Origin of the sequence: Mangrovibrevibacter kandeliae, assembly GCF_024519155.1 — a bacterium.
GTDB lineage: Bacteria > Pseudomonadota > Alphaproteobacteria > Rhizobiales > Rhizobiaceae > Mangrovibrevibacter > Mangrovibrevibacter kandeliae.
Map to the genome: position 1 here is coordinate 197,791 of NZ_JANIFJ010000004.1, position 20,487 is coordinate 218,277.

At 69.8% G+C, this 20,487-nt stretch carries 20 protein-coding genes; 8 read left to right on the forward strand and 12 right to left on the reverse strand.

Annotated features, from left to right (window positions below):
* Complete coding sequence (locus NPA30_RS12720) at nt 1-525, reverse strand: RNA pyrophosphohydrolase (protein ID WP_256803077.1); 525 nt, start codon at nt 523-525, stop codon at nt 1-3.
* Nucleotides 526-671: 146 nt separating this feature from the next.
* On the opposite strand from NPA30_RS12720, the gene NPA30_RS12725 reads away from it, so the two are divergent.
* Together NPA30_RS12725 and mepA are read left to right on the forward strand one after the other, a co-directional pair.
* Nucleotides 672-1,658 carry a Gfo/Idh/MocA family protein gene (locus NPA30_RS12725; RefSeq protein WP_256803078.1) on the forward strand — a complete coding sequence of 329 codons (987 nt, stop codon included), beginning with the start codon at nt 672-674 and terminating at the stop codon, nt 1,656-1,658.
* A 94-nt stretch (nt 1,659-1,752) separates the two neighbouring features.
* Nucleotides 1,753-2,739: a penicillin-insensitive murein endopeptidase gene (gene mepA / locus NPA30_RS12730; RefSeq protein WP_256803079.1), complete on the forward strand. Its 987-nt coding sequence runs from the start codon at nt 1,753-1,755 to the stop codon at nt 2,737-2,739.
* Between the two features lie 54 nt (nt 2,740-2,793).
* Here mepA and NPA30_RS12735 read toward each other — a convergent pair whose 3' ends face one another.
* The 10 genes from NPA30_RS12735 to NPA30_RS12780 form a co-directional block, all read right to left on the reverse strand.
* Nucleotides 2,794-3,375 carry a methyltransferase gene (locus tag NPA30_RS12735; protein WP_256803080.1) on the reverse strand — a complete coding sequence of 194 codons (582 nt, stop codon included), beginning with the start codon at nt 3,373-3,375 and terminating at the stop codon, nt 2,794-2,796.
* Nucleotides 3,372-4,085, reverse strand: coding sequence for a PIG-L deacetylase family protein (locus tag NPA30_RS12740; protein WP_256803081.1), 714 nt, complete (start codon nt 4,083-4,085; stop codon nt 3,372-3,374). The genes NPA30_RS12735 and NPA30_RS12740 overlap by 4 nt, the downstream gene beginning before the upstream one ends.
* On the reverse strand, nt 4,082-5,182 hold the full coding sequence (locus NPA30_RS12745) for an acyl-CoA dehydrogenase family protein (RefSeq protein WP_256803082.1): 1,101 nt from the start codon (nt 5,180-5,182) through the stop codon (nt 4,082-4,084). The genes NPA30_RS12740 and NPA30_RS12745 overlap by 4 nt, the downstream gene beginning before the upstream one ends.
* Nucleotides 5,172-6,251, reverse strand: a complete 1,080-nt coding sequence (locus tag NPA30_RS12750; protein WP_256803083.1) for a glycosyltransferase — start codon at nt 6,249-6,251, stop codon at nt 5,172-5,174. The genes NPA30_RS12745 and NPA30_RS12750 overlap by 11 nt, the downstream gene beginning before the upstream one ends.
* A gap of 132 nt (nt 6,252-6,383) precedes the next feature.
* Nucleotides 6,384-8,309 (reverse strand): FAD-binding monooxygenase, encoded by a 1,926-nt coding sequence (locus tag NPA30_RS12755; protein ID WP_256803084.1) that lies wholly within the window; start codon nt 8,307-8,309, stop codon nt 6,384-6,386.
* 81 nt (nt 8,310-8,390) lie between these two features.
* On the reverse strand, nt 8,391-9,137 hold the full coding sequence (locus NPA30_RS12760) for a class II aldolase/adducin family protein (protein ID WP_256803085.1): 747 nt from the start codon (nt 9,135-9,137) through the stop codon (nt 8,391-8,393).
* A 52-nt stretch (nt 9,138-9,189) separates the two neighbouring features.
* Entirely contained in the window at nt 9,190-10,254 is a 1,065-nt protein-coding gene (locus NPA30_RS12765) for an ABC transporter substrate-binding protein (protein WP_256803086.1), read from the reverse strand.
* A gap of 22 nt (nt 10,255-10,276) precedes the next feature.
* Nucleotides 10,277-10,696 carry a tripartite tricarboxylate transporter TctB family protein gene (locus NPA30_RS12770; RefSeq protein ID WP_256803087.1) on the reverse strand — a complete coding sequence of 140 codons (420 nt, stop codon included), beginning with the start codon at nt 10,694-10,696 and terminating at the stop codon, nt 10,277-10,279.
* Nucleotides 10,693-12,168: a tripartite tricarboxylate transporter permease gene (locus NPA30_RS12775; RefSeq protein WP_256803088.1), complete on the reverse strand. Its 1,476-nt coding sequence runs from the start codon at nt 12,166-12,168 to the stop codon at nt 10,693-10,695. Before NPA30_RS12775 ends, NPA30_RS12770 begins: the two co-directional genes overlap by 4 nt.
* Nucleotides 12,169-12,187: 19 nt before the next feature.
* On the reverse strand, nt 12,188-13,222 hold the full coding sequence (locus tag NPA30_RS12780) for a tripartite tricarboxylate transporter substrate binding protein (RefSeq protein ID WP_256803089.1): 1,035 nt from the start codon (nt 13,220-13,222) through the stop codon (nt 12,188-12,190).
* Between the two features lie 142 nt (nt 13,223-13,364).
* Between NPA30_RS12780 and NPA30_RS12785 the strand changes: the two genes are divergently transcribed.
* Nucleotides 13,365-14,354: a LysR substrate-binding domain-containing protein gene (locus NPA30_RS12785; RefSeq protein ID WP_256803090.1), complete on the forward strand. Its 990-nt coding sequence runs from the start codon at nt 13,365-13,367 to the stop codon at nt 14,352-14,354.
* On the opposite strand, the gene NPA30_RS12790 is transcribed toward NPA30_RS12785, so the two are convergent.
* Nucleotides 14,344-15,303, reverse strand: a complete 960-nt coding sequence (locus NPA30_RS12790) for a LysR family transcriptional regulator (RefSeq protein WP_256803091.1) — start codon at nt 15,301-15,303, stop codon at nt 14,344-14,346. The two genes, NPA30_RS12785 and NPA30_RS12790, sit on opposite strands and share 11 nt — an antisense overlap.
* Before the next feature lie 159 nt (nt 15,304-15,462).
* Here NPA30_RS12790 and NPA30_RS12795 point away from each other — a divergent pair, with 159 nt between their 5' ends.
* From NPA30_RS12795 to NPA30_RS12815, 5 genes are read left to right on the forward strand one after another with little or no spacing between them, the layout of a single operon-like run.
* Entirely contained in the window at nt 15,463-16,203 is a 741-nt protein-coding gene (locus NPA30_RS12795) for a class II aldolase/adducin family protein (protein WP_256803092.1), read from the forward strand.
* Nucleotides 16,204-16,236: 33 nt separating this feature from the next.
* The gene (locus tag NPA30_RS12800; RefSeq protein WP_256803093.1) at nt 16,237-18,045 is read left to right on the forward strand and encodes a thiamine pyrophosphate-dependent enzyme; all 1,809 of its coding nucleotides are present in this window, start codon (nt 16,237-16,239) and stop codon (nt 18,043-18,045) included.
* Complete coding sequence (locus NPA30_RS12805) at nt 18,042-18,914, forward strand: ABC transporter ATP-binding protein (RefSeq protein ID WP_256803094.1); 873 nt, start codon at nt 18,042-18,044, stop codon at nt 18,912-18,914. The genes NPA30_RS12800 and NPA30_RS12805 overlap by 4 nt, the downstream gene beginning before the upstream one ends.
* Nucleotides 18,911-19,669: an ABC transporter permease gene (locus NPA30_RS12810; protein ID WP_256803095.1), complete on the forward strand. Its 759-nt coding sequence runs from the start codon at nt 18,911-18,913 to the stop codon at nt 19,667-19,669. The genes NPA30_RS12805 and NPA30_RS12810 overlap by 4 nt, the downstream gene beginning before the upstream one ends.
* Nucleotides 19,648-20,448, forward strand: coding sequence for an ABC transporter permease (locus NPA30_RS12815; protein ID WP_256803096.1), 801 nt, complete (start codon nt 19,648-19,650; stop codon nt 20,446-20,448). Before NPA30_RS12810 ends, NPA30_RS12815 begins: the two co-directional genes overlap by 22 nt.
* The last annotated feature ends 39 nt before the right edge of the window (nt 20,449-20,487 follow it).

Below are 20,487 nucleotides of genomic sequence, written 5' to 3' on the forward strand. Positions count from 1 at the left end.
TCAGGTCCCCGTCGCTGCGCCGAGATGACGGAAGGCCGCGATCACCTCCTCGTAGACGCCGCGCTTGAACGGCACGATGAGGTCGAGCACCTCGTCCATCGGCTTCCACGCCCACTCGCTGAACTCGGCGGTGTGACCGCCGGGCGGCGGATCGATGGCGATCTCGCTCTCTGCACCCTCGAAGCGGAAGGCGAACCACTTCTGCTTCTGGCCGCGGAACTTTCCCTTCAGGGCGATGCCGACGAGCTCGGGCGGCAGCTCGTAGGTCACCCAATCGGGCGTCTCGCCAAGCAGGCTGACGCTTTTGATGCCGGTCTCCTCGTAGAGCTCGCGATAGGCGGCCTGCTGCGGGTCTTCGCCTTCGTCGATGCCGCCCTGCGGCATCTGCCAGAGCTTGGCCGCGCCCTCCATCTCGCCTTTCGGCTCCGCGATGCGCCGGCCGACCCAGACGAGGCCGGAGGCGTTCAGCACCATGATGCCGACGCAGGGGCGGTAGGGCAGGCTGTCGGGGGAGGGATGTGCCATGGCCGGTGTCCTCGTCTTCGCGCTGGGGCAGGCTTAGCCCGCCGCGTGTGACGCGAGCAAGGCGAGGGGGGCCTGTCCCGCGATGCGCGGTCGCGTGCCGGCGGCAAGCGGTGTAGACAGGGCGCCGGAAGCAAGGGAGGCGTATCATGTTTCGTTGGGGCATCCTGTCGAGCGCGAAGATCGCCCGCGAGCAGCTGATACCGGCGATCGCGGCATCGCAGAACGGCGTCGTCGCGGCCATCGCCAGCCGCGACGTGGTGCGCGCGGAGGAGGTGGCGCGGCAGTATGCGATCCCGCTCGCGCTCGGCTCCTACGACGAGCTGCTCTCGCGCGACGACATCGACGGCATCTACATCCCGCTGCCGACCGCGCAGCACGTCGAGTGGACGCTGAAGGCGATCGAGGCCGGCAAGCACGTCCTGTGCGAGAAGCCGATCGCCTTGAACGCCGGGGACCTCGAGCCGCTGATCGCCGCGCGCGACGCGGCCGGAGTTACCGTCGCCGAGGCCTTCATGGTGCAGCACCACCCGCAATGGGCCAAGACGCGCGCGTTGATCGCGAGCGGCGCGATCGGCACGCTCCGGCATGTCCAGGGCGCCTTCAGCTACCACAACGTCGACCCGTCCAACATGCGCAACCGGCCGGAGCTCGGCGGCGGCGCGCTGCCCGACATCGGCGTCTACCCGACCGTCGTCACCCGGCTCGTCACCGGCGCCGAGCCGCTGGAGGCCGCGGCGCGGGTGGTGCGCGATCCCGCCTTCGGCACCGACATCTATGCCGACTGCCGGCTGCGCTTCGCCGACTTCGACTGCTCCTTCTACGTCGCCACGCAGATGGCGGCGCGCCAGTCGATGGTGTTCCACGGCAGCGACGGCTTCATCGAGATCGAGACGCCGTTCAACGTCGGGAGCTACGGCCATCCGGTGCTGCGGCTGGAGGACCAGGCGCACGGACGGGCGGAGGTCTTCCGCTTCGGCAAGACCGACCAGTACCGGCTGCAGGTCGAAGCCTTTGTTCGCAGGGCGAGGGGCGAGGACGCGCCGATCTTCACGCTGGAGAACTCGGTGGCCAACCAGCGGGTGATCGACGCGCTCTACCGGGCCGGCAAAAGCGGCGGCTGGGAGAGCGTCTGAGCGGGGCGACCGCCACGAAAGCGACGCATCCGGGCGGCAGGACTGCGATCACGAGCGGCGGCCGCAGCGCGAGGCAGGGATCCAGGAGATGACGATGACGGTTTCGCGCGGGCTCCTGGCCGGCCTGGCTCTTCTTGCGGCGTCGCTGAGCGCACCGGCCTTCGCCCAGTCGACCCCCGCCAAGCAGCTCTTCAGCGCCGTCAAGGCGCCGTCGGCGCAGCCGACCGAGAGCATCGGCTTCTACGCGAAGGGCTGTCTCGCCGGCGCCGACGCGCTTCCGGTCGACGGTCCGACCTGGCAGGCGATGCGCCTGTCGCGCAACCGTCATTTCGGGACGCCCGCGCTGGTCGACTTCATCGAGCGCCTGTCGCGCAAGGCCGCGGCCGAGGACGGCTGGCCGGGCCTTCTGGTCGGCGACATGTCGCAGCCCCGTGGGGGACCGCTGCCCTACGGCCACGCCTCGCATCAGGTCGGCCTCGACGCCGACATCTGGTTCCGGCCGATGCCGAACCCGCGCCTGTCGGTCGCCCAGCGCGAAACCTTCGAGTTCCGGTCGATGCTGAAGAAGGGGACCTTCGAGGTCGACGACCGGATCTGGACCGCCAGCCATCTCGGCCTTCTCAAACTTGCCGCCGAGGATCCCAAGGTGCAGCGGATCTTCGTCAATCCCGGGATCAAGAAGAAGCTGTGTCAGACGGCGGGTCGCGACCGCGCCTGGCTGAACAAGGTGCGGCCCTACTACGGGCACGACGAGCACTTCCACGTGCGCCTGTTCTGCCAGCCGGGCTCGCCGGACTGCGAGACGCAGCAGTCGACCGGAAGCGGGGACGGCTGCGATCAGCTCGACTGGTGGTTCAACGTCGCCCTGCAGCCGCCCAAGCCCGGCACCAAGCCGCCGAAGCCGAAGCCGCCGATGACGCTGGCCGATATGCCGCGCGCCTGCCGCGCCGTCCTCGCGGCGTCCGCCAAGGGCAGCGGCCGGGCCGGAGCGGAACCGGCGGCTGAAAGCGAGCCGGCCGTCGCTGCCTCCGCGGGGCCGGTGCCTCCGGTGCCCGTGCCGATGGGCCGTCCCGCACGCTGAGGCCGCAGTGGCCGCTTGCGTTGCGCCTCGATACGCGTCGAGGCCGCCGTCGGCCTATGACCGCGGCTTCTTGAAGGCGACGCAGCGATAGTCGCGGCCTGCCCATGCGCCGCACGGGATCATCCGACGTCCAAAGGCCTGCAGGATCGCATGATGCGCGATGGCCGGCGGTTGCGCGGCGTCGTCGAACGGTCGGACGTGATGCAGCGCGACGAGCCGACCGCCGGGTGCGAGGCGCCGGTCGAGCATGTCGAGCAACCGCGCAAGGTCCCGGCGCGACAGGTAGTAGGCGATCTCGGACATGACGACGAGGTCGAACGGGCCCGGCGCGATCTCCTCCGGCAGGCGTGCCTGGCGGATTTCAACATGAGCGAGATCGGCGGTGCGCCGACGAGCGGCAGCAACGGCGGTGGGCGCTGCGTCGACAGCCAGGAGGTTCAGACATCGCGCGGCCAGCGCGCGCGTCGTCTCGCCGTTGGCGCAGGCGAGCTCGAGCCCGCGGCCGAACAACCGACTGCCGCAGGCCCGCACCAGGACCTGCCGCTTGTGCATCTCGAACCGCGACCAGCGGTAGTTCCAGGGATCTTCGTTCGCCCTGAACTTCGCCTCGAACCCGTCCGGATCGATCGGTTTCATCGGAGCGGCCGCCAATAGACCTCGAGCGGGCCGGTCAGGCGCGCGATGGTTCCGGCCGACAGGCGGAACCCCTCCGGGTCGTCCGCGATCAGGTCGCTCGCCTGGCTGAGATGCGCCGCCACCGCGGCGCGCTTGCGCGCCACCTGCGCATCGATGTCGAACACCACCCGCTCCGCCTCGCCCGGCAGGGGATGATCGTCCGGGTGACCGAGTTCGTCCAGCCAGACGGCATACTCCAGTCGCTCCGGATCGAGCCCGGCGGCGGAGAGGGCCTGCGTCGTCAGCAGCCAGGCATCGCGGTGATCGCAGTGCGGGTCGCGCCGCCAGGGCAGGATGACGAGGTCGGGCTCGAAGGCGCGGACGAGCTCGGTCACTCGAGCCAGTGCCGCCGCGTGCGCCGGCGTGCCGGCCGGCGGCATCGCCGCGTCCGGCAGGCGCAGGAAGATCCGCGGGGCACGCGCGGCTCCGAGCCGCACCAGCGCCTCTTCCGCCTCCTGCTCGCGCTGCGTCGCGAGACGCGCGCGCGGCCAGGTCGGGGAGTTGCGATGCGACGCGCCGCCATCGGTGACGAAGAGGATGGAGAGCGCCCGACCGTCGGCTGCCAGAGCTGCGATCAGGCCGCCGCAGCCGAGGGATTCATCGTCCTGGTGCGGCGCGACGACGAGGATGCGTCGATGCGGCAGCGACAGCGGATCGCGGACATCGCTCACGGCGCACCGCCGCCTGGCAACCAGTCTCCCGCCGCGAGCGCCGCGCCGGCGCCCGCCAGCGCGCCGTCCGGATTGGGCTGGCGCAGATAGGTCCGCAGATCCCGGATCAGGCGCTCGAGTGGATGCGGGGCGATGAAGCCCGCGGCACCGACGCTGCGCTCGGCGATCTCGAGCACATCCAGAGCCGCGGCCTCGACGGCACAGCGCGTCGCGTTGGCGACGGCGACCAGCCGATCGGCGACCGGCCCCGCTTCGGGTTCGTCCTCGGCCGCCCTCCAGGCCTCGGCGGCATGGTCCAGCCAGAGCCGGCAGGACTGGACGGCGATCCCCATCCGGCCGAGGCGATGGCGTTGATAGGGGTCGCCGGCGCGCCCGGCGCGCCGCAGATGGGCGAGCACCGCGTCGAGCACCGCGTGGGCGCCGCCGGTCTGCACCGCCGCGAAGCGGATCGCGCCGCCGGAGAACCAGGGCTGGCCGACATAGTCGTCCGGCGCACCCAGCCGCATCGCCGGCTCGACCGGCAGGCCGCTGAAGTCGACGACGTGGCTGCCGGAGGCGCGCATGCCGAGCGGGCGCCACCAGCTGCGGTCGACCGGCAGTCCGCTCAGGGGCATCAGCAGCATCTGTCGCCCGTCATTCGTCGGCACCGTCACGATGGCATGGCTCAACCCGTCGATCCCGGTCGCAAAGCTCTTGCCGCCGACCAGCCGCCCGTCTTCCAGTCGCAGCGGGCGGTCGGGAATGTCGGTGTTCCAGATGCCGAGGCTGCCGCCCGCAGTGAGGATCGCTTCGACCGCTTCGACCTGGGAGGGCAAGCCGAAGCGACGCACCAGCCAGAGCGCGTTGACGTGACCTTCGAAGATGCGACCGGTGCTGAGGTCGCCCCGCCCGACAGCCGACAGCACCCGCAGCAGGCGGCGCATGTCACCGAGCGGAGGGGCCTGGATCAGCCCGAGTTCACCCAGTGCCTCCATCGCCGCGTGTGGAAAGCAAGCCCCGGCGTCGTTGTCGACCGATCTGAGGGCGGCCGCGGCGGTCACCTCTGCGAGCGCATCCTCCACGAGGGCACCCGGCGAAGGCGCGGCATCACGCGGCATCCTGTTCTCCTTCCGCTGTCGCGATCATCGCCTCGACAGACCGCATGGCCTGCGCCACCGGCACGGTCGGCGGCGCATCGGGCGCGTCTCCGGCGAAGCGCTCGACGAGCGCGGCGCCGCTGTCGCGCTCCGCCAGTTCGCGCAGCCCGCCGGGCGACATCGACAGCAGACGCGCCGCCTCCGCAAGGGTCGGGCGGGCAGGCTCGTCCAGCCGTCGCAGGGCTCGCCGCAGTGTCAGGCGGTCGAAGATCGCCTGCGGGTCCTCGACGAGATGCGCCCGGCCTTCCGCCTCCGCGGCCACCCAGTCGCGGATGCAGGCGGCCATGCCGCCGGCGGCACGGCCCTTGAGGCGCGCCGATACGGTGACGGTGACGGCCAGGTCGTGCCGCAGCTTGAAGCCGCCGGCGCGAAGCCGGCTCACCAGCCCGAGATCCTCCCGCACCGGCAGCGCCGGCAGGCCGCCGACCGCGCGGTAGGCCGACCCGCGCACCGCGAGGCTGCCGCCGCTGTGGTCCCAGTGCCGCGGCCAGGGATCGTGCGGCAGCGGATCGATGAGGCTCGACAGCCGGTCGACGCGCTCGGCGTAGAACCACTGGTCGAGCGCCCGCCGCCGAAAATCTGGGCCGAGCAGCGCTTCTTCCGCCGGATCTCCGATCAGGCGTCCGCCGACGGCATCGGCGCCCCGCTCGAGCGCCGCGAGGTTGGCGGAAACCCAATCCGTAGGAGGGACCGCGTCGGCGTCGGTGGTCAGGATCACCGTCCGGTCTTCCGCGCCGCCAAGCGCCAGAGCCTCCTCGACGGCAAGTCGGCGCGCCGATCCGACATGCGCCTCGGGTGCGGGAAAGGCGACGACGACGGGATGAAGCGCCAGTCCCGGCTGGCAGGCTGCCGCGTCGAGCGCAACGGCGAGCGAGGCATCGGTGCAGTTGTTGAAGACGATCACGACCGGCAGCGGCCGACCCGCCCCGGCATACCAGTCTTGCGCACCGAGAGCGGCGATCAGGCGGGGCAGGCGGGCGGCTTCATCGCGGGCCGGCACCGCCACCACCGGATCGAACGCGAACGCCATCGACACGCCACCTCACAAACACTACAGGGCCGGAGTATAAGCAGGAGCGTTCGCGGAAGTTCCGGCCGGCGGATCGGGATCGTCCCGATCACGCAGTTGTCAGCGTCATGAGGGATGGCGCCGTGAACGGGTTCAGCCGGCGTCCCGCATGAAGCCGGCAAAGAAAGCGGCGAGCGCGTCGAGCTCGTCGAGCGGCAGAACGTGGGCGACGTGCTGATCCGGGCGGACCACGACCAGGCAACCGCGCTGGCGATCGATCGCCCGCATCTCGAAGACGTCGCGGCCGCTCTTCAGGTCGGCGCAGAAGATCTTCTCGTAGTCGCGCAGTCCGTACCGGCCCTTCTGTGGCAGCAGCAGCGGCGGCATCGCTTCCAGGTCGAGAGCCTGATGGCCCTCCTGGAACACCGCGCGCACATCGATCACCGAATCGATGTCGGCTGTCTTCGGCGTGTAACGCAGGATGGGCGAGTCGGAAGCGGTCGACAGAAAGCGGCAGAGGGTGGCGATCGCCTCGCTCCCGCCCTCGCGCGCCGCGGGTGCGAAGGCGAAGAGGCGCCAGCGGCCATCCGCCTTGACCGCATGGCCGAGTTCCACGGGCTTGGCATCGGCGAGCCGGATCACCGGCGCCGAGTGGAAGCGCATCCCGAGCGGGAAACCGGTGGCAAGCGCCTGCCAATCGCGTCCGCCGGTGATCAGCGAGGGCTGGTACTGCGTCGCCGTGCCGGCGGTGAAGCGGCCCTTCTGAACGAAATAGCGCTGGAACTCGGCCGGGTCGACGCCGTCGCCGCTCGTCTCGCCCGAAGACTTCGGCGGGGCGCTGAACATCTTCGCCCACTCGCGATCAAAATCGATCAGCTCCTGGGCGACCGCATGCCGCTCACCCGAATAAGTGTGCAAGAGGTGCTCGCCAGCCTGTGCGCGCAGCACCGCCGCCAGCTTCCAGCCGAGATTGAAACTGTCGCGCATCGACACGTTCATGCCCTGTCCGGCCTTCGGGCTGTGCGTGTGGCAGGCGTCGCCGGCGATGAAGACGTGCGGCATGCGCTCCGTGTCGCCCTCGGGCACGTCGTCGAACTTGTCGCAGAGCCGCTGGCCGATCTCGTAGGCCGACCACCAGGCGACCTCCTTCACCTCGAGCGTGTAGGGCTGCAGGATGCGCTGTGCGGCGGCGATCAGGTGCTCGACCGTGAGGTTCTTGCTGGCGACGCGCTCGTCCTCGGCGAGCTTGTCCATCTCGACATAGATGCGGATGAGATAGCCGCCCTCGCGCGGGATGATCAGGAGGTTGCCCTCGTTTGCCGACTGGACCGCTGCCTTCAGGCGCACGTCCGGGAAGTCGGTGACCGCCAGGACGTCCATCACGCCCCAGGCCTGGTTCGCGGCCTCGCCGTGCAGCGCCCGGCCGATCGAGCGGCGCACCGCGCTGCGGGCACCGTCGCAGCCGACGACGTAGCGAGCGCGTACGGTCTCCACCACACCCGCATGCGCGTCGTCGGTGCGCTCCAGCCGCACCGTCACCGGATGCGAGGCGGCGGACTCGGGCCCGGCGTCGATCTCGAGGTCGAGCAGGCGGCGGGCGTAGTCCGGCTCCAGCCGGGTCGGCGCGTTGCGCATGACGTCCAGCAGGAAGTCGTGCACCCGCGCCTGGTTGAGGATGACGTGCGGAAACTCCGACAGGCCGTCCTCGGTGTCCTGCACCCGCCCGGCGCGCACGATGCGGCCCCGCTCGGTCTCGTCCGGCTTCCAGAAGCTCGTCTCGTTGACCCAGTAAGCCTCCTTCAGGACGCGGTCGGCGAAGCCGAAGGCCTCGAACATCTCCATCGTCCGGCAGGCGATGCCATCGGCCTGCCCGAGCGACAGCGGTCCCGGCTTCTGCTCGACGATGCGCGTCGTGATGTCGGGAAAGGCGGCGAGCTGCGCGGCGAGCGTCAGGCCGGCCGGCCCGCAGCCGACGATCAGGACGTCGACCGCGTCCGGCAGCGCGTCACTGCGCGGGGCGCCCGCCGCTTCGGCGATCTCGGGACTGCCGGTTCTGAAGCCGTTGAGGTGGAACTGCATGATGGGACCCGGAAGCTGTTGGAGACGATGCGAGGCTGCAGCGCCATGCCGGCGAAGCCGGAACGGCCGAATACGGTCGGACTAAAGCCCGCCGTAGCCCGCGCGCGCCACCCAGTAGTCCCAGGCGCGCGCCACCGGCATCGGGCTCAGCAGCATGCCGCTGGTCTTCTCGATCTCGCCGTCGGTGAGGTAGGTGACCTCGCCCATCTGCCGCGTCGAGTGAATCAGCTCGGCATTGTCGCGCAACCCGATGGAGATCATCACCACCGCCTTCAGGTCGCTCGCCGCGCAGGTCGCGCCGTGGCCGCGCATCAGCACCGCCCGGTTCTGGCCGAGCGTGCGGGCGAGCGAATGGCCCATCGGCATCGAATCGACCAGCATGTTCGTGTCGCCGAACTCGTGCTGGCTGTCCCAGACCGGGATCGTCGCGCCGATGACGGAGGCCATGTGGAACATCGGCCGCAGCGACACGTCCGACATCGTGAAGGGCAGGATGGACCGGGCGTGGTGATGCGTCACCGCGTTGACGTCCGGTCGGTCCTTGAAGATCGCGCCGTGGATGTGGCGCTCGGCATAGGGCTTGCGGGGGTCGTCGCCGACGAGCTCGCCCTCGAGGGTGAACTCGAGGATGTCGTCGCGCGAGACGATTTCGGGGCTGCGCGAGCGCGACAGGAAGTAGCGTTCGGGGTTCAGCGGATGGCGCACGCTGACATGGCCGAAATTGTCGATGATGCCTTCGCGCGCCAGGATGCGGTTGGCCATGACGAGCGTCGTGAGCGTCGCCTCGACGACGTCCCGGTCGTGGCTTGCAGCGTTTGAAGCGGACATTGAGCGGATCCTCCCAGAACCGGTGTCTTAGATGGTGCCGAACGGCGCGACGTCACACCTTGACGCTGGACCGGACTTCTTTGGGGAAGAGATCTTCCGGATCCAGACGGCGCTCGGTGATGCCCTGCGCGTGCCCGAAGCGGCAGAAGGCTTCGAGCGTCGTGCGGTTGGCCTCAAGCCCGTAGGGCCAGAAGTCCTCGCCGAAGGTCTTCTGCACGTCGCTGGCAAAGCTCGCGATCCACGGCAGGGGGATGCGCGACACCGCGACGTCGAGGGTGCGCTCCAGCCCGATGCGCTTGGCCTCCTCGAAGGCCTTGATCAGGCTCGTGCCGATCCAGGGGTAGCGCTCGAACACGGTGCGGCGGACCGACATGGTGTGCATGATCGGGAAGATGCCGGTCTCGGCGTAGTAGCGGCGCTCCTCGGCCTGCGGGTCGTCGAACAGCCGCCGGACCCGTTCGTCGCCGGCGGTGAAGGCCTTGGGCGGCCGGGCCGTCGCGATGGCATCGACCTCGCCGGCGAGCAGCATGTCGTTGAGGCTGGTGTCGGGCCGGCTGGAATAGCGGATGCCGTTCGGCAGGTTCAGCCGGACCTTCTCCTCGCGGCCGGCCTGGTTGACGCCGGCCTGCACCCATTCGACCGAGGCGAGATCGAGTCCGTAGCTCTCCTGCAGCATGCCGCGCACGTAGATGCCCGCGGTCTGCGCCCATTCGGGAATGCCGATGCGCTTGCCGTTGAGATCGTCCGGCGTGCGGATCGTGGAATCGGCGCGCAGGTAGAGCGCCGAGTGCCGGAAAACGCGGGACGGGAAGACGGGAATGCCGACCATCGGCGCGTCGCCCTGCGCCGTCAGCGCGAGGAACTTGGCGAAGGACACCTCGGAGACGTCGAACTCGCCGTGCTTCAGGAAGCGGAAGAAGATCTCCTCCACCGGCAGGAGCAGCGGTGTCAGCGTGATCCCTTCCGGCTCGACATCGCCATAGGCAAGGCCGTGGACGTGGTCGTAGTCGGCCATCGCCAGCGTCAGGTGCAGGCGCGCGGTGCCGCCGCTGCGCAGGAGTTCGGGCAAGCGCGCGGCGGATCCACCGGAAGGCGCGGCGGTGACATCGAGGCTCATGGGTTCGTTTCCTTGCGAGAAGTCAGCGGACGAGAGGGGCGACCAGCCAGCCCCAGTCGAAGTGCAGGCCGAGCACCCGCACGAACAGGATCTCCACGACCGCCGCGATGCCGATCGCCAGGGCCAGCGCGGGCAGCGGCTTCGTCTGGCGTGCCAGCGCGTAGACGAGGCCGTAGAGCGGCAGAGCGATGCGGAAGCCGAGGAGATAGATCAGCGGCAGCACCGCCAGCAGCCACAGGACGGCCGTCAGGGTGAGGGGCGTGCCCTCCTGCGGTGGCGGCTCGCGCAGGGCGAGCACGCCGAACACGACCACGCCGCCGGCGGCGATCGCGGGGAAGACGTTGGCGCTCGCCGGATATTCGCCGAGCGTCATGCCCCAGACGACGAGGGCGACGACCAGGAGTGCAGTCGCAACGATCAGGATGCGGTCGGCGCGGATCATGCAGGCCTCCGGCGCAGGCGTGCTGTCAGTTTGGGTGCGGCCAGCGCGATGACCATCAGCGCGATCAGGATCAGGCAGATCGGCCTGACGATGAAGGCCGGTCCGTAGATGTTGAGCGCGATCTCGAGGTAGCGCTCGACAGCCGGGCCGAGGACGAAGCCGAGGAGCAGCGCCGCCCGATTGAAGCCGAAGCGCACGCAGGCGAGGCCCACCGCACCGAACACGAAGGTGAAGAGAACGTCCTGCATGTTGTTCTCGGTCGAGTAGGCGCCGAGCAGCGCGAGCGTCAGCAGGAACGGCACGAGCAGGCGCGGCGGCACGTTGACCACCCGCGCCAGGAGCGGCGTCAGCGCCAGCATCAGCCCGGCGGCGAGCACGTTGACGACGGCGAGGATCAGGACGAGGCCGAGGCCGATGTCGAGATGGTCGCGCAGGAAGTTGGGGCCCGGCTGCAGGCCGAGCACCAGGAAGGCGCCGAGGAGCAGCGCCATGCCGGAGCTGCCGGGCACGCCGAAGACCAGCGTCGGCACCAGCGCGCCGCCTTCCTTGGCGTTGTTGCTCGCCTCCGGCGCGATGACGCCCTCGATGATGCCGGTGCCATAGCGCTCCGGGTTCTTGTCCGACTGGCGGGCGGCGGCGTAGGCGACGAAGGGCGCGGTCTCGCCGCCGACGCCAGGAATGATGCCGATGATCGAGCCGATCGCCGAACTGCGCAACACGAGGCCCATGCGGGAGAACACCGCCTTGCAGCCGTCGAAGAGCTGCTTGCCCGGCAAGTCGCCCTTCGACTGCTCGAGCGAGCCGCCCGAGGCGAGCGCGACGAGCTCGGGAATGGCGAAGAGGCCGAGGGCGAGCGGGATCAGCCGCAGCCCGTCCAAGAGGTAGTCGTAGTCGAACCAGTAGCGCGGCACGCCGCTCACCGGCTCGTAGCCGATGAAGCTGATGAAGATGCCGAAGGCGCCGGCGAAGAGGCCTTTGGCGGGCGAGCCTGCCCCCACCGCGGCGAGGAAGGTCAGACCCATCAGCGAGAGCAGGAAGGTCTCGGGCGGCCCGAACATGAGGATCACAGGCCGCAGCACCGGCAGCAGGACCAGCAGGACGAGGGCGCCGAAGACGCCGCCCACCGCCGAAGCGGTGAGCGCCGCGCCGACCGCGGTGCCGCCGAAGCCGGCATTGCGCAGCGGCACGCCGTCGACCACCGTCGCCGCGTTCGGCGGCGAGCCGGGGATGCCGAGGAGGATCGCCGTCACCGAGCCGCCGGTCGAGACGACGGCATGGGCGGTGAGGAGGAAGGCGAGGCCGGCGAAGCCGTCCATCCCGTAGACGAAGGGGATGAGAACGGCCATCGCCGTCAGGCCGCTCAGCCCGGGCAGGAGCCCGAACAGAAGACCCACCGGCAGGGCGCAGACGACAGCCCAGACCACGCCGGGCTGGAGCGTCTGGCTGCCCGCACTGAGGAGTGCGTCCCACATGATCCTGCTCGCGCCCCGCTCAGAAGTACTTGGAGAGGAGCACGTTGCGGATCTCGGACAGCTTGTCCTCCGGCAGGTTGCCGAAGATCTTGTCCACCGTCGCCTGCACGTCCGCGCCCGAAGCGTAGTCGATCGGCAAGCCACGATCCTCGGCGGTCTTCACCAGCTCCGGATCGCTCAGCACCTTCTCGAAGGCGCCGCGCAGGTACTCGATGCGGTCGTCCGGCGTGCCCGGCGTGGTGATCAGGGCGCGGCCGATGTCGACGATGCTCGCCCGGAAGTCGATCCAGAAGGCGCCGTCCTGGGGCACGTCGACCGCCTCGAAGATGGTCGGAACGTCGGGCAGGAGCTTGGAGTGCTTGTGGCCGATCACCGCGATCGGCACGAGCGAGCCGTCCTGCGAGTAGTCGCGGGCGCTGCGATCGGTGACCGCCATGCCGGTGACGTCGCCGCGGATCGCGGCGAGCGAGGCTTCGCTCGATCCCTTGAAGCCGACGACGAGGTTGCACTTGAGCTGCAGCGACTCGCAGACCACTGCGGCGGTGTCGGTCGGACCGTCGACGCGGCCGAGCCCCGAGAAGCTGAGCGTCTTGCCGTCCTTGCCGGCCGCCACCATGTCCTTCAGGCTGGTGTAGCCGGACTCCTTGCTGGCGAGCAGCACCCAGGGTTCGGCGGCGACGCGGCCGAGGAAGGGCAGGTCCTGCAGCTTGAAGCGCACCGCCGGCGCATCGGTGATCTGGCCGAGCGCGGCCGGCACGCCGTTGATCAGCATGACGCTGAGACCGTCGGCCTCGGCCGAGGCGACCTGGTTGATGGCGGTGATGCCGCCGCCGCCGGGGCGGTTCTCGACCACGACCGTCGCGCCGGTGACCTTGCCGAGTTCGGGCGCCAGAAGGCGGGCATATTGATCGAAGCCGCCGCCGGGACCGGTGCCGACGATGAGGTGAATGGTCTCGTTCTTGTAATAGTCGGCGGCGGATTCGTCGGCCGCTGCGGCGGTCAGGCTGCTGCCGGCCAAGAAGGCGGCCGCGATGAGGGCGCTGATCGGTTTCATGGTGTCCTCCCGTTCTTGTTATGGCCGGGAAGCTAGCGCCGGAGCCGACGCGAAACAAAATCGTTGCGCTGCTGGCAGATAGAACTTTTACTTATATCGCGCTCGCCGGCAGGGTGGCGCGACCACGGCGTTGGGAGGCGACGTGAATCTCAGGCAGCTCGAATATTTCGTCGCCATCGTCGAGGCGGAGAGCTTCACGCGCGCCGCCGAGGCGCTCGGCGTCGCCCAGCCGGCGCTCGGCCAGCAGATCCGCAAGCTCGAGGAGGAGCATGACGTGCGGCTGTTGCGCCGCCACTCGCGCGGGGTCGAGGCGACCGAGGCCGGCCGTCTCCTGCTCGACCACGCGCGGCGCATCCTGCCCCAGGTCGATGCGGCGACGGCCGCGCTGCGCGACTTCGCCGTCCGGCCGCACGGGCGGATCAATCTCGGACTGACCACCACGATGAGCGGCATCCTGGCGGGTCCGCTGATCCGGCGCGCCGCCGAGGAGATGCCCGGCATCCAGCTCTGCCCGGTCGAGGAGATGTCCTCGGTGCTGATGGAGTGGGTCGCCGAGGAGCGGCTGCAGATGGCGCTCGCCTTCAACGTCGCGAACGTCGCCGGTCTGCGCTGGGAGCCGGTGCTGCAGGAGAGCCTCTTCTTCGTCGAGAGCAGCGGCAAGGGCAAGGCCGACGGCGGCACCATCACGCTTGCCGAGGTCGCCGAGCATCCGCTTGTCGTGCCGGCCTCGCCGCACAGCATCCGCTCGCTGATCGAGGAGCGGGCCACTGAGGCCGGCATCCGGCTCAACGTCGTCTACGAGGTCCACGCCGTCTCGATGGTGCGCGATCTCGTCGGCCAGAGCATGGCGGCGACCGTGATGCCCTACAGTGCGGTGGAGGAAGGGGTGCGGGCCGGCCGGCTGATCGCCAAGAAGATCGTGGCGCCCGAGGTGACCCGCGACCTCTTCTTCATCCATCCGGAGCGGCGTTCGCTCTCCAAGGCCGAGCTCGCGCTGAGGGCGGTGCTGCTCGACATGCTGGCGCAGGAGATGCCGCAGCGTGACTGGCGGCCGATCGCCGACCGGCAAGCCTCGATCGCCGCGCTGGAGCGGCGGTCGCGGCCGCTCGGCAAGGCCTGGTTCAGCGCCTGACGGCGCTCACCGTCGGCCCGGACGGCACCGACACAAGGGAGAAGGCATCGTTCTCCCGGCAGACCGCTTCGAGAAGGTCGGTGACGACGCGCATCAGCTGGCGCTCGCTCGCCGTCGGCTCGACGTCCGCGCTGCGCGCCATGTAGAGCGTGCGGGTGATCGAAGGCGCGGTGATCGGGCGGGCGACCAGCGTGCCGGCCTCGACCTCGCGCGCGATGGTGCCGAAGGGCAGGATGCCGCAGGCCATGCCCCGCGCGATCAGCTCCTTCATCGCGGGCATCGATTCGACCTGATAGGGGATCTTCAGCGTCGTGCGGTTCTCGGCCATCGTCTCCTCGACGAGCTGCCGGATGAAGTCGCGCTCGCTCGGCATCACGAAGTTCGGCCGGGCGAGATCGGCAAAGGGCATGGGCTCCCGGCGGTCGAAGGGCGAGGCGGGCGCGCAGACGAAGAACAGCACCTCCTCCAGCAGCGGCCGGCAGTCGAGCCCGGTCTCGTCCGGCACCGAATAGGCGAGCGCGAGGTCGAGCCGGTCGCGGCCGAGCCGTTCCAGCAGCGTGTGGCTGAACTCCTCGAAGATCTGCAGCCGGATCTGCGGAAGCTCCTCGGCGACGAGCTGGACGAGGCGGCTCGTCAACACGGTCGTCAGGCTCGGGGTGAGGCCGAGCGTGATCGTGCGCAGCTCCTCGGCCGCCGTCTCGCGCAGCCGCCGCTGCACGTCGGTGAGCCGGCGCAGGATGTGGCGCGCCTCTTCGAGAAAGATTGCGCCGGCCTCGGTCGGCCGGGCGCCGCGGCGCGTGCGCTCGAGCAGCGTGACGCCGAGCTGCTCCTCGAGCGCCTTCAGCTGCAGGCCGAGCGCCGGCTGCGCCACATGCAGCGCGGCGGCGGCCTGCGTGATGCTGCCGGTGTCGCAAACGGCGACGAAGAACTCCAGCTGCCTGAAGCGCACGATCGATCCTCCCGCCGCCGAGCCTCTATCGAAACCCAATGCCGGTCAAACCATTTCGGTCTGACTGCAGCAGAAACATGTATTGGACAGTCTGGCGGGCTTGCGATTTCCTGCCGGCGATCAGAGGGCGGAACGCCCCGGTCTCGGGAGGAGAAAACGGTGCAGCGCACTTTGCAGCCGGTCCATGACCTGGTCCTGGCGAACCACATCCTGGCGCACGAGGACGTGCTCGACGCCTTCGGCCATGTCAGCCTGCGCGACCCCGACAGCTCCGGCCATTACCTGCTGGCCCGCGCCCGCAGCCCCGAGGTGGTCGAGGCCGACGACATCCTGCGCTTCACGCTCGATTCCCGCCCGGTCGATCCCCACGGCCCGGCGAGCTATTCCGAGCGGGTGATCCACGGCTCGCTCTACCAGATGCGGCCCGACATCGGCGCGGTCTGCCACTTCCACGCCCCGTCCATCATGCCGTTCTGCATCACCGGCAAGCCGATCACGCCGGTGTCGCATCTCTGCGCCACCGTCGGCCCGGTGCAGTTCTGGTCGAGCCGCGACGACTTCGGCGACACCAACCTCATCGTCGGCAGGCCGGAGGAGGGCGACTCGCTCGCCCGCGCCATGCAGGGCGACTGGGCGGTGCTGATGGCCAATCACGGCGCGGTGGTGGCCGGGCGGAGCCTCAAGGAGATGGTGTTCCGCACCATCCAGCTCTGCCGCAACGCCGCCCTGCTTCTGGCCGCGCAAGGCCTCGGTCCCGTCGATCCGCTGACCGAGCGCGAGACTGCGCTGTCGGCCGAATTCAATCTGCGCCAGCCGGTGCTGGAGCGGGCCTGGGACTATTGGAGCCGCAGGGCGGGCGGCTCGACGGCAGCGGCGACGGTGGAGGCCGTCGCCGGCTGAGACATCCGCTTCGGCGGTCTGGGAGGAGTACCGATGACCATTCAGGACCGGGGTCTCTCCGGCGGCGGCGACGCGTCCCGCCTGATCGAGCGCCCCATCGAGCACCACGATGCTCAGCTGTTCGGCAGCGACGTCGTCGCCGACACGCTGGGCGCGCTCGACATCCCCTATATCGCGCTGAACCCCGGGGCGAGCTTCCGCGGCTTCCACGACAGTCTCGTCAACCACCTCGGCAACGAGGAGCCGCAGATGCTGCTCTGCCTGCACGAGGAGCATGCGGTGGCGATCGCGCAGGGCTGGGCGAAGGTCACCGGCAAGGCGATGGCCGTCGCGGTCCACTCCAATGTCGGGCTGTTCCACGCCACGATGGCGATCTTCAATGCCTGGTGCGATCGCATGCCGATGGTCGTCTTCGGCGCCACCGGTCCGGTCGACGCCATGCACCGCAGGCCCTGGATCGACTGGATCCACACGGCGCGCGACCAGGGCGCGATCGTGCGCAACTACGTCAAGTGGGACGATCAGCCGGCCTCGCCGGGCGCCGCGCGGGAGGCTCTGGCCCGGGCGAAGTGGATCGCCGAGACGATCCCGCAGGGTCCGACCTACGTCAACCTCGATGCCGGCATGCAGGAGGCGCCGCTCGCCGAGCCGCTCCCGGACATCCAGCTCGACCGGCTGATGCCGCATGTCGACTACTCGCCGGGCGCCGGCGCCGTCGCCGACCTCGCGCGCCGCCTGAAGTCGGCCCGCCGGCCGGTGATCCTCGTCGGCCGCGTCTCGCGGTCCGAGGCAGGATGGGCGCAGCGCATCGCGCTGGCCGAGGCGACCGGGGCGCGGGTCCTCACCGACCTGAAGATCGGCGCCGGCTTCCCGACCGACCACCCGCTGTCGCTCGCGCCTCCGGGCGTCTTCCCGCTGCCGCAGGCGCAGGCGGCGCTCGACGAAGCCGATCTCGTCCTGTCGCTCGACTGGGTGGTGCTGCAAGGCGTGCTCCCGGCGGCGAAGAGGCCCGGTGCGCAGATCGTCCATGTCTCGCTCGACCACCACATTCACAACGGCTGGAGCATGGACCATCAGGCGCTGACGCCGGTGGACGCATACATCGCCGCCGATCCCGATGCGCTCGTCGCCGAACTGTGCCGCGAGATGGACCTGTCTCCGTCCGGGACGTACCGGCCGGCGCCGCAGCCCGAGATCGCCGTGCCGGCGGACCCGCAGGCGCCGCTCGGCGTGCCGGATCTCGCCCGCCAGCTGAAGCGGGCCGTCGGCGACAGGGCGATGTCGCTCCTGCACCTGCCGCTCTCCTGGGACGGCGCCTTCTGGCCCTTCCGTCACCCGCTCGACTTCCTGGGGTCGGACGGCGGCGGCGGCATCGGCGGCGGGCCCGGCATTTCCGTCGGCGCGGCGCTGGCGCTGCGCGGCATGGGCCGCCTGCCGATCGCGATCTGCGGCGACGGCGACTTCCTGATGGGCGTCACGGCGCTCTGGACGGCGGTTCACTACCGCATCCCGCTGCTCGTCGTCGTCGCCAACAACCGCTCCTTCTACAATGACGAGGTGCATCAGGAGCGGGTCGCGCGGATGCGCGGCCGGCCGGTCGAGAACAAGTGGATCGGCCAGAAGATGGCCGATCCCGAGATCGACCTCGCCGCGATGGCCCGCGCCCAGGGTGCCGCCGCCTTCGGCCCGGTGCGGGACCGGGCCGCGATGGACGCGGCGTTCGCGGATGCGATCCGCGCGGTGGAGCAGGGCGGGGTCGCCGTGGTCGATGTCAGGGTCGAGCCGGGCTACACGCCGGCGATGGCGGGCGCGCTGACGCGCGAGAGCGGGAGCAAGGCATGAGCACCGCCACCAACCTCCACCAGGTCTCGCGCAAGGGCGCTGCGGCAGCGACGGGCGGCCAGCCGATCCTCACCGTCGACCACGTCGTCAAGAGCTTCGAGACGCCGCAAGGCAAGGTGACGGCGGTCGACGACATGTCGCTCGACGTGCGCCAGGGCGAGTTCGTCTCGGTCATCGGCCCGTCCGGCTGCGGCAAGTCGACCCTGTTCAACATGATCGGCGGGCTGCTCTCTATCACCGAGGGCGAGATCGCGGTCGCCGGCGAGCGGGTGAACGGCCCGCACCCCTCGATCGGCATGGTCTTCCAGGAGGAGTCAACGTTCCCCTGGCGCACCGTCGAGGAGAACGTCGCGTTTCCGCTGGAAATCCAGGGCGTCGGCAAGGCCGAGCGGCTGGAGCGGGCGCAGCACTTCATCAAGCTGGTGGGCCTGCAGGGCTTCGAGAAGCGCTTCCCGGCGGAGCTGTCGGGCGGCATGCGCCAGCGCGTGGCCATCGCTCGCACGCTCGCCTTCCAGCCGAAGCTTCTCCTGATGGACGAGCCCTTCGCGGCGCTCGACGAGCAGACCCGGCTCCTGCTCGGCGACAAGGTCACGCAGATCCAGCAGGAGCTGAACCAGACCGTCGTCCTCATCACCCACAACATCACCGAGGCGGTGCAGCTCTCCGACCGCATCCTGATCATGACCTACCGGCCGGGTCGCACCAAGCGGATCATCGACATCGACCTGCCGCGGCCGCGCACCTCCGAGATCGTCGGCAGCGACGCCTTCGGCCGCTACGTCGCCGAGATCTGGAACGACCTGCGCGAAGAGGCGAGCCAGGGGATGCAGGACGAGGAGGCGCTGGCCCAGCAGCGCAAGCGCCCATGAGGAGCCTCGATCGCTACGGCCCCGCGGCGCTCGGCTTCGGCGGCTTCGTCCTGTTCCTCGTCGTCGTCGAGATCCTGATCCGGCTCGGGCTGATCAACGGCTACATCGTGCCGCTGCCCTCGCAGGTGATCGTCGCCCTGGAGCGGGTGATCGCCGAGGAGGGCATCCTGCCGCGCTTCCTCTTGACCGCCGGCGAGGCGCTCGGGGCCGGCCTGCTGGTCGCGCTGATCGGCATCCCGCTCGGCATCCTCCTCTTCGAGGCGGACCTCCTGCGCCGGGCGACCGAGAACTGGGTCGCCGCCTTCGCCGCCGCGCCGATCGTGCTGGTCTATCCGCTGTTCCTCGTCATCTTCGGCCGCTCGTCCTGGACGATCATCGCCATCGGCACGGTCGCCGGCCTGCCGCCGGTGATCCTGAAGACGCTCGAAGGCCTTGCAGGGGTGCGCCCGGTGCTGATCCGCGTCGGGCGCTCCTTCAACCTGACGCCCTGGCAGCAGTTCCGCACGATCCTGTTCCCGGCCGCCGTGCCGACCATCTTCGCCGGCCTCCGGCTCGGGTTGATCTTCGCGATGATCAACGTCGTCGGCGTCGAGTTCCTGATCAATTTCGGCGGCCTCGGCCCGCTGATCAACGAGCTGTCCGAACGCTACGACATGCCGGCCACCTATGCGGCGATCTGCTTCGTCGTCCTGGTCAGCGTCCTCTTCTTCCTCGCCGTCGAAAGGATCGAGAAATGGCTTCGACCGGCGTCCTGACCTCCTCCGAGCGCGCCTCCGGCTGGCGGCCGGACCCCGTCCTGTGGGTGCGCCTCGCAATCATCGTCGGCGTGCTCGTCCTCTGGCAGGTCGTGGCGATGTCCGGACTGCTCTACCAGGACGTGGTGCCGCAGCTGCCGGCGATCGTCGCCGCGCTGGGCCGGCTTCTCGTCAACCCGGAGCTCTACCGCAATCTCTGGGTGACGCTCTACGAGACGGTGCTGGCCCTCGTCTTCGGCGGCGTGGCCGGACTCTTCGTTGGCATCGTGCTCGGCGGCAGCCGCTTCTTCGGCAGGGCGTTCGAGCCCTATCTCTACTATCTCGGTCCGACGCCGAAGATCATCTTCTTCCCCGTGATGATCATGTGGTTCGGCACCGGCGGCGGCTCAAAGATCGCGATGGGCGCCTTCTCCTGCTTCTTCCCGGTGGCGCTCTCGGTCGCGGTCGGGATGCGGGCGATCCCGCCGATCCTGATGCGGGTCGGCCAGAGCTTTCGCGCCAGTCCGCGCCAGATGGTGCAGAAGATCTATCTGCCGGCGATGCGCGAACCGGTGGTCAACGGCCTGCGCCTCGGCTTCGGCATCGCGCTGATCGGCGTGCTTCTCGCCGAGACCAAGCTCTCGAACCAGGGGCTCGGCTTCCTGGTCATCCAGAACTACCAGCGCTTCGACATGCCGGCAATGTACGCGCTCCTGATCGCGATCTTCGTCCTGTCGATGGGCGCCAATGCCGCCATCACCCGTCTCACGTCGAGATCCGCCGCGTCGGGAGCGCGGTGAGACAAGCCGATGGCCGGCGGCGGGAGAGCCGGCGGCCAC

Bases quoted from the DNA above. Each gene is read 5' to 3' on its own strand.
- NPA30_RS12720 (WP_256803077.1), bottom strand. From the start codon at position 525: ATGGCACATCCCTCCCCCGACAGCCTGCCCTACCGCCCCTGCGTCGGC.
- NPA30_RS12725 (WP_256803078.1), top strand. From the start codon at position 672: ATGTTTCGTTGGGGCATCCTGTCGAGCGCGAAGATCGCCCGCGAGCAG.
- mepA (WP_256803079.1), top strand. From the start codon at position 1,753: ATGACGGTTTCGCGCGGGCTCCTGGCCGGCCTGGCTCTTCTTGCGGCG.
- NPA30_RS12735 (WP_256803080.1), bottom strand. From the start codon at position 3,375: ATGAAACCGATCGATCCGGACGGGTTCGAGGCGAAGTTCAGGGCGAAC.
- NPA30_RS12745 (WP_256803082.1), bottom strand. From the start codon at position 5,182: ATGCCGCGTGATGCCGCGCCTTCGCCGGGTGCCCTCGTGGAGGATGCG.
- NPA30_RS12750 (WP_256803083.1), bottom strand. From the start codon at position 6,251: ATGGCGTTCGCGTTCGATCCGGTGGTGGCGGTGCCGGCCCGCGATGAA.
- NPA30_RS12755 (WP_256803084.1), bottom strand. From the start codon at position 8,309: ATGCAGTTCCACCTCAACGGCTTCAGAACCGGCAGTCCCGAGATCGCC.
- NPA30_RS12760 (WP_256803085.1), bottom strand. From the start codon at position 9,137: ATGTCCGCTTCAAACGCTGCAAGCCACGACCGGGACGTCGTCGAGGCG.
- NPA30_RS12765 (WP_256803086.1), bottom strand. From the start codon at position 10,254: ATGAGCCTCGATGTCACCGCCGCGCCTTCCGGTGGATCCGCCGCGCGC.
- NPA30_RS12770 (WP_256803087.1), bottom strand. From the start codon at position 10,696: ATGATCCGCGCCGACCGCATCCTGATCGTTGCGACTGCACTCCTGGTC.
- NPA30_RS12775 (WP_256803088.1), bottom strand. From the start codon at position 12,168: ATGTGGGACGCACTCCTCAGTGCGGGCAGCCAGACGCTCCAGCCCGGC.
- NPA30_RS12780 (WP_256803089.1), bottom strand. From the start codon at position 13,222: ATGAAACCGATCAGCGCCCTCATCGCGGCCGCCTTCTTGGCCGGCAGC.
- NPA30_RS12800 (WP_256803093.1), top strand. From the start codon at position 16,237: ATGACCATTCAGGACCGGGGTCTCTCCGGCGGCGGCGACGCGTCCCGC.
- NPA30_RS12805 (WP_256803094.1), top strand. From the start codon at position 18,042: ATGAGCACCGCCACCAACCTCCACCAGGTCTCGCGCAAGGGCGCTGCG.
- NPA30_RS12810 (WP_256803095.1), top strand. From the start codon at position 18,911: ATGAGGAGCCTCGATCGCTACGGCCCCGCGGCGCTCGGCTTCGGCGGC.
- NPA30_RS12815 (WP_256803096.1), top strand. From the start codon at position 19,648: ATGGCTTCGACCGGCGTCCTGACCTCCTCCGAGCGCGCCTCCGGCTGG.